A 6,334-nucleotide genomic window follows, 5' to 3' on the forward strand; every position below is an offset into this window, starting at 1 on the left:
TGTTTTGTCAGTTAAAAACTTTGGCTCCGTCCTCTCTTGGGGGCGCGCCCCCAAGAGAGGACGGACAATACTCTGAAAGAGGTAATTCCTAAATCAAAATTTTGCACTTCGATTTGGAATCTTCAGAAAGAACGCTTGCTTTCAACCGATCATATCACAGCATTAGGAATAAAAGAACGTGATAAGATTCCCGAGGCTATAAGCAATTCTCCAATATATCGCTCATTCTACAGAATGACAGACAAGGCATCAAACAAACAACCGTCAGACAAAGACTGGAACGAACTTGAAAAACTTTTAAACAGAGAGTATGACCAATTTACAGACAAACTGAACAGTCTCTGTAAACTAAGCGAGACCGAATATCATGTCTCCATGCTTATTAAACTAAATTTTGAACCAAGCAAAATTGCAAACCTTGTTTGCTGTAGCTTATCTAATGTATCAACAATACGCCGAAGACTATACACAAAAGTATTTAATAAGAAAGCGGGAACAAAGGAATGTGACGATTTTATAAAATCTATATGATATGGCACTTTACAAAAATTTTACAGACTTCTTATAACACACTAACAATCAACATATTAATAAATGCAAACAATTTGCAAAGTCGAAAATTCACCTTAAGATATCAACATTCACTATATTTGCAACACAATCGTTAAAACATCAATTATTAATTAAAACGATAAAATTATGAGAAAAACATTATTAACCAGTCTTTGTATGTTATTCTGCATAATATGTTCTGCAGAAGACAAAATTTATCAAGAAGCGTTTATACATGAAATTGTCATGCAGTTAACAGAAGAACAAGATCACATTATCATCGGTCAACACAAATCGCCCATACGAACACCTCAAATTTCTTACGACAACCAACACCTATATATAACACCACACTATGATGTACCTGATGCACAAATTATAATACGCGATGAGACGGACAATATTATATATGACATAAATACCGCATTAACTGGTTCCAATTCTGTAATTACACTACCCCAATATGTCATGGAAAATAAATACAGTATAGAATTAGTATATTCCGAGAAACATTATATCGGTATATTCTAATTAATACAAAAAAATCAAAGACAAAGAATATGGAAGAATTAACAGTCATAATACCATTTCTTAATGAGAAGACAGAAGTTGAAAATACATTAAACAGTCTTATCAGTCATACAAATGAGTCTATAAATATCATTGTAATAAATGATGCCTCAAATGATGGATATAATTATGACATGTTAGAGAAAAAATTTAATATCACTTATATAAAAAATAAAGAGCGAATGGGGGTTGCTAAATGTCGAGATCTCGGCATTTCAAAGATGACCACAAAATATTTTTTACTTTTAGATGCTCATATGAGATTTTATACTAACGATTGGTATAAAATACTATTGAAAGCACTTTACGAGAATCCTAAGTCTATACTATGTTGTCAATCACGTACAATTTGGAACATTTGTAATAAACTCATAGAATATGAAGACAGAATAAGCAATGGTGCATATATAAATCTCAATCATACTTCCATTGATTTCCTTGACGTAAGATGGGATTATACAAAATCGAATAATAAAGATTTAATAGAAATTCCATGTATACTCGGAGCCGGATACGCAGGTAGTAAAGAATACTGGACTTTTATTAGAGGTCTTGAAGGATTATTGGAATATGGTTTAGATGAACAATTTCTAAGTTTAAAGGTATGGCTTACTGGCGGCAAATGTTTATTAGTAAAAAACATTACTATTGGTCATATATATAGGAACTTTGCACCATATGCAACGAACTCATTATGGTATTATTATAATAAAATGCTAATTATTGAATTATTATTACCAAACAGCGTCAAATATCAATATTACAATATTCTTAAATTATCAAACAAAGAATTATTCAATGAAGCTTATAACAGGCTAAAAACAAATTATGACTGGATTGAAGAACAAAAAAAGTATTTCAAATCTATTATAATAAATGAATACAGTTATATTGAGAATTTCAATAAAAGTATAATGAGTAATAATATCATCAATATTGAAAGAGCAGCAAAATATAATGAGCTTGAAAATGAAATTGTAAAATTATTAACTATATCACATAATAATAACATATCTATTTCTCGTGGTATCTGTGGTAAAATTATAATATTGTTACTATGGGCAAGATTAACAAAAAGTGAAATATTTGAGAAAATAGCAGAATCTTTTATTTCAATTGTAAATGAGAACTTATCTTATAATACTCCCCTAACTTTTGAAAATGGATTATTAGGTGTCGGATGGTGTTGGGAATTTCTAATTCAGAATAAACTATTAGATGGTGATTCTCAAATTATTTTAGAGGATATAGATAACCGCATCATGTCAATAAGATGTGACAAAATGAAAGATCTTTCATTAGAAACGGGATTACAAGGTCTTATTGTTTACACTTTAGCAAGAATAAAGGGATGCATTATAAACAATAATGAAATACCGTTTGATAAAGAATATATATGTACATTATATGATGCAATACAAAATTTATTATTAAACAATCCTGTTCCTTTAAAAAACATTTATTTTGAAACAGAACTCATAAATATATTAGAAAACAATTATAAAAAAGCTGATATTCAACCCCTTAATAGTAATGATATAAGAAATTTTATCAAAAAAAACAATGAAGATAATATTCATTTATATCATATTATTTCTGAGATTATGAAATACGAAAAAATTAGTATTATCACATATAGTATTATTCACCAATTTAAAATTTAAAGAAATGATTAAATTAAGAAAAGTCCAATTAAAAGAATCATTAGACAAAACAAGTCTGGATAATTCTAAAATGAACAAAATTTTAGGAGGTTTACTGGATAGAGACAAAGTTCCAACCTCTACGTTACCACCACTTACCGAACGTCCTGTATCTACAAGTGTAACGATGGCCCCAGGAATATTACATCCCTAAAAGCGATAGGAATACTTAATATAAATCACAATGCATGAAAATAATAAAGAACATCATCATTATATATATAACAGTGCTATATACAATAAATGTTTATAGCCAAAAATCCAATTACAATAAATTCCTATCTGAGTTTCCTATAGCCACGTATTCTTCTCTTACCGGAAACGGCTGGGATAGTTTTTATCAAAGGAACTCATCCCTATGGATTACTGCAGACACAACAAACTACAAAATATACAATAAAAAGAACGGCAATGATATATTACATTGCATAGAAAAAACAAATAATAAGGATAAGGAGATATTTATATTCAGCAATATCAGAAATACAGAAATTAAAAGTGATTCAATTGTATTCAGCATGAATGTTCTTATTCCTGATAAAAACAATATATTAGACATATATATATCAAATGAATCTTTTAGTCATCACAGTTCATTTAAAACAAACAATAAATGGCAAAACTGCATAATTGGAATACCCAATAATTATACTGACGGCAACACATCCATAAAGGTCTGTGTTGCTGCAAAACTATTTAATAATACAGATAAAATATATCTGAAAAATATAGACCTACATGAAAATAACATAAAAGATACGGACAACCGTATATCACAGGAAAATATCAACGACCACGAGTTCGACACTTCTTCCCGAATATCTTTCCCTTCAGATAATATTAATGATGAACATGTTAAAAGACTTGAGACATTATGCCTTGTATGGGGATTTATGAAATATTATCATCCTGACATAAGGAGTGGGAAACGAGACTGGAATTATGATCTTCTACGAATGCTTCCCACTGTTTTTAATGCAAATAGCTATAAAGACTTCTGTAGAGAACTTGATAATTCTATCCCACTAAATTCAATAAACATAAACAATAACTATAAAAATAAGGACAGCATAATATCACAAATAAGAAAAAATTGGATTAATCCAAGAAAACTCGGGAAACGTTTATATAAACGCATATTACCGATGAACACATACGGATGTACGGACAACCACATCTATTGTGTAGGATTTCTGCAAGGCGATAATGAGGAGATGAATGAAAAGATTGTTTATTTTCCAAATGAGACTTCATATAACAACATATCTGTTGAAGATGCCGGATACAGGATACTTGCCCTTTTCAGATTTTGGAACATGATGTATTATTTTCATCCGTACATGTACCAAAAAGAAAAACAATGGATCAAAGCACTACCTGACTATATACGCATGTTTGCCAAAGCAGATAACAAGAAAGACTTTGACATTGCATGTACTTTAATTGCCAATGCCTTAAAAGATACGCATACAGAAATATATGGACAAGAAACCAACGTTGCCGGAACCCAAATATGGAATACCCATTATTTACCGTTTGACTTCAAACTTATACACGATAATCGACTGCTCGTAATGAAACCTCTTACCAAGGAAGCTGAAAAATGCAATTTGAAAAAAGGTGATTATATATTAAGAGTCAACGGAAAACGAATAAAAGATATTAGAAACGAGAAACTAAAATATTCTAATTTCGGCAAAACTTCATTAGATCAATATGATGATGCCTATGCTTCATTTACAGGTGATAACGTTACATATACCATAAAACGCGGTGGTAAGAAAATGAATGTCACTATTAATGATTTCAGAAAATATTGGGGCACTTTTACCACAGAAAACATAGATACTATAAAGACTATTGACAATGACATTCTTTATATCAATCTTGCAAAGATTACATTCGACAGGCTTAAAGATGTATTACCAACTGCAAAGAACAAAAAAGGTATAATATTCGATATGCGAGGCTATCCTGACAGATGGAATGATACAAGAAGAGCCATTGCTGATTTTCTTTATCCCCAACAACAAACAGTATGGAATTATGCCTATGCCGATTTGCAAAATCCTGGAACATTCAGGATAAACAAACACAAAGGTATATTCGGTAAGGGAAACAGCGACTATTATAAAGGCAAAACAGTTGTCATTGTTGACGGTATGACAATGAGCGCAGCAGAACACATTGCAGCCATAATACGTAAATCTCCAAACGGCATGTCTGTAGGCGAACCAACCGGAGGTGTATTGGGACGTGTAAGCTATGCACCGTTTATATCAGGAAGAGCTATGAGATTTACCGGTACAGGCATTTACCTACCAAACGGAGAATGTACTTATCCCGACGGTATACATATAGATAAAGAGGTTTATCCGTCACCGATGGATATCGGTAACAATATTGACGGAAAAATTAAAACTGCTGTGAATATCATAAAAAATGAATAAATATGAGAGTTTCTGTAATTATATCTACCTATAATGGAGAAAAATACATACACGAGTGTCTTGATAGCATACAAAATCAAACACTATCTGATTTTGAAGTTATAATTGTTGATGATATGTCAAAAGACAATACGATAAGTATTGCAAATGAATACAGGAAAAAAGACGAACGCTTTCATATATACAAGAACAACATACACAACCATTCAGATACTCTAAATCTTGGATTAAAACATGCTCGCGGAAAATACGTTGCAAGGATTGATCAAGACGACATAATGGAAAAAGAAAGACTTGAAATACAGTCTGAATTTATGGATGCAAACAAATTTATATCAGTTTGTGGCAGTTGGATTAAATATTTCGGAATAAAAAACGGATGTTGGGATAAGTTTTCAGGAGAAATCAATCAACCTCTTTTTACCTTGTTATTAGAAACACCGTTGTTTAATCCTTCAACAATGATTAGAAGAAGTTTCTTGGATAAAAACAAAATATATTACAATAAAGAGTACTCATACGCTGAAGATTTTAAAATATGGAGTGACATTGCTAAATTAAATGGCAGGTTCTATGTTATTCCATATTATCTAACCCAATACAGAATCTCATCAGAACAAGCAAGTTCTAAACATTATGAAGAACAATATACAGAAGCATTAAGCATAAAAAATAATTTGTTAAACCATATTATAGAGAAAAATATATTCCCAGAAAATGATAAAATCAAGAAAATCTTTAAACTTCTCAATGACTACAATAATGATGGATTTATTAAACCTGAAATTATATTTCAATTAGCTTATGATATTCTCATGAGCAATAAAATTTCAATATAAGAATATAACCGATTTGATAACAACATCTTAATATACAAGATATTACAAAAACATCAAAACATGATAAAAATATTATCCTTAATATTATTGCTTACAATGAAGTGATTTAAACTAATTTCAAACTGTTAAAATTCCTGCCAATATATTAAAATACAGCGTACTTCCGCAGAAATTCGCTATATTAGAGTTGCGACACTTTAATTTATCGAACCAATGCCGA

At 30.5% G+C, this 6,334-nt stretch carries 5 protein-coding genes; all 5 read left to right on the plus strand.

Annotated features, from left to right (window positions below):
• Positions 1-699: 699 nt before the first annotated feature.
• Genes HPS54_RS12510 through HPS54_RS12530 form a run of 5 tightly spaced genes read left to right on the plus strand, consistent with a single transcriptional unit; the run spans position 700 to position 6,114 of the window.
• Complete coding sequence (locus tag HPS54_RS12510; protein ID WP_172345747.1) at positions 700-1,083, plus strand: hypothetical protein; 384 nt, start codon at positions 700-702, stop codon at positions 1,081-1,083.
• A 29-nt stretch (positions 1,084-1,112) separates the two neighbouring features.
• On the plus strand, positions 1,113-2,786 hold the full coding sequence (locus tag HPS54_RS12515) for a glycosyltransferase (RefSeq protein ID WP_172345748.1): 1,674 nt from the start codon (positions 1,113-1,115) through the stop codon (positions 2,784-2,786).
• A 4-nt stretch (positions 2,787-2,790) separates the two neighbouring features.
• Complete coding sequence (locus HPS54_RS12520) at positions 2,791-2,979, plus strand: hypothetical protein (RefSeq protein WP_172345749.1); 189 nt, start codon at positions 2,791-2,793, stop codon at positions 2,977-2,979.
• 34 nt (positions 2,980-3,013) lie between these two features.
• Positions 3,014-5,275: a S41 family peptidase gene (locus HPS54_RS12525; protein WP_172345750.1), complete on the plus strand. Its 2,262-nt coding sequence runs from the start codon at positions 3,014-3,016 to the stop codon at positions 5,273-5,275.
• Between the two features lie 2 nt (positions 5,276-5,277).
• On the plus strand, positions 5,278-6,114 hold the full coding sequence (locus HPS54_RS12530) for a glycosyltransferase family 2 protein (protein WP_172345751.1): 837 nt from the start codon (positions 5,278-5,280) through the stop codon (positions 6,112-6,114).
• The last annotated feature ends 220 nt before the right edge of the window (positions 6,115-6,334 follow it).

Origin of the sequence: Xylanibacter caecicola (assembly GCF_013166515.1) — a bacterium.
Lineage (GTDB): Bacteria > Bacteroidota > Bacteroidia > Bacteroidales > Bacteroidaceae > Prevotella > Prevotella caecicola.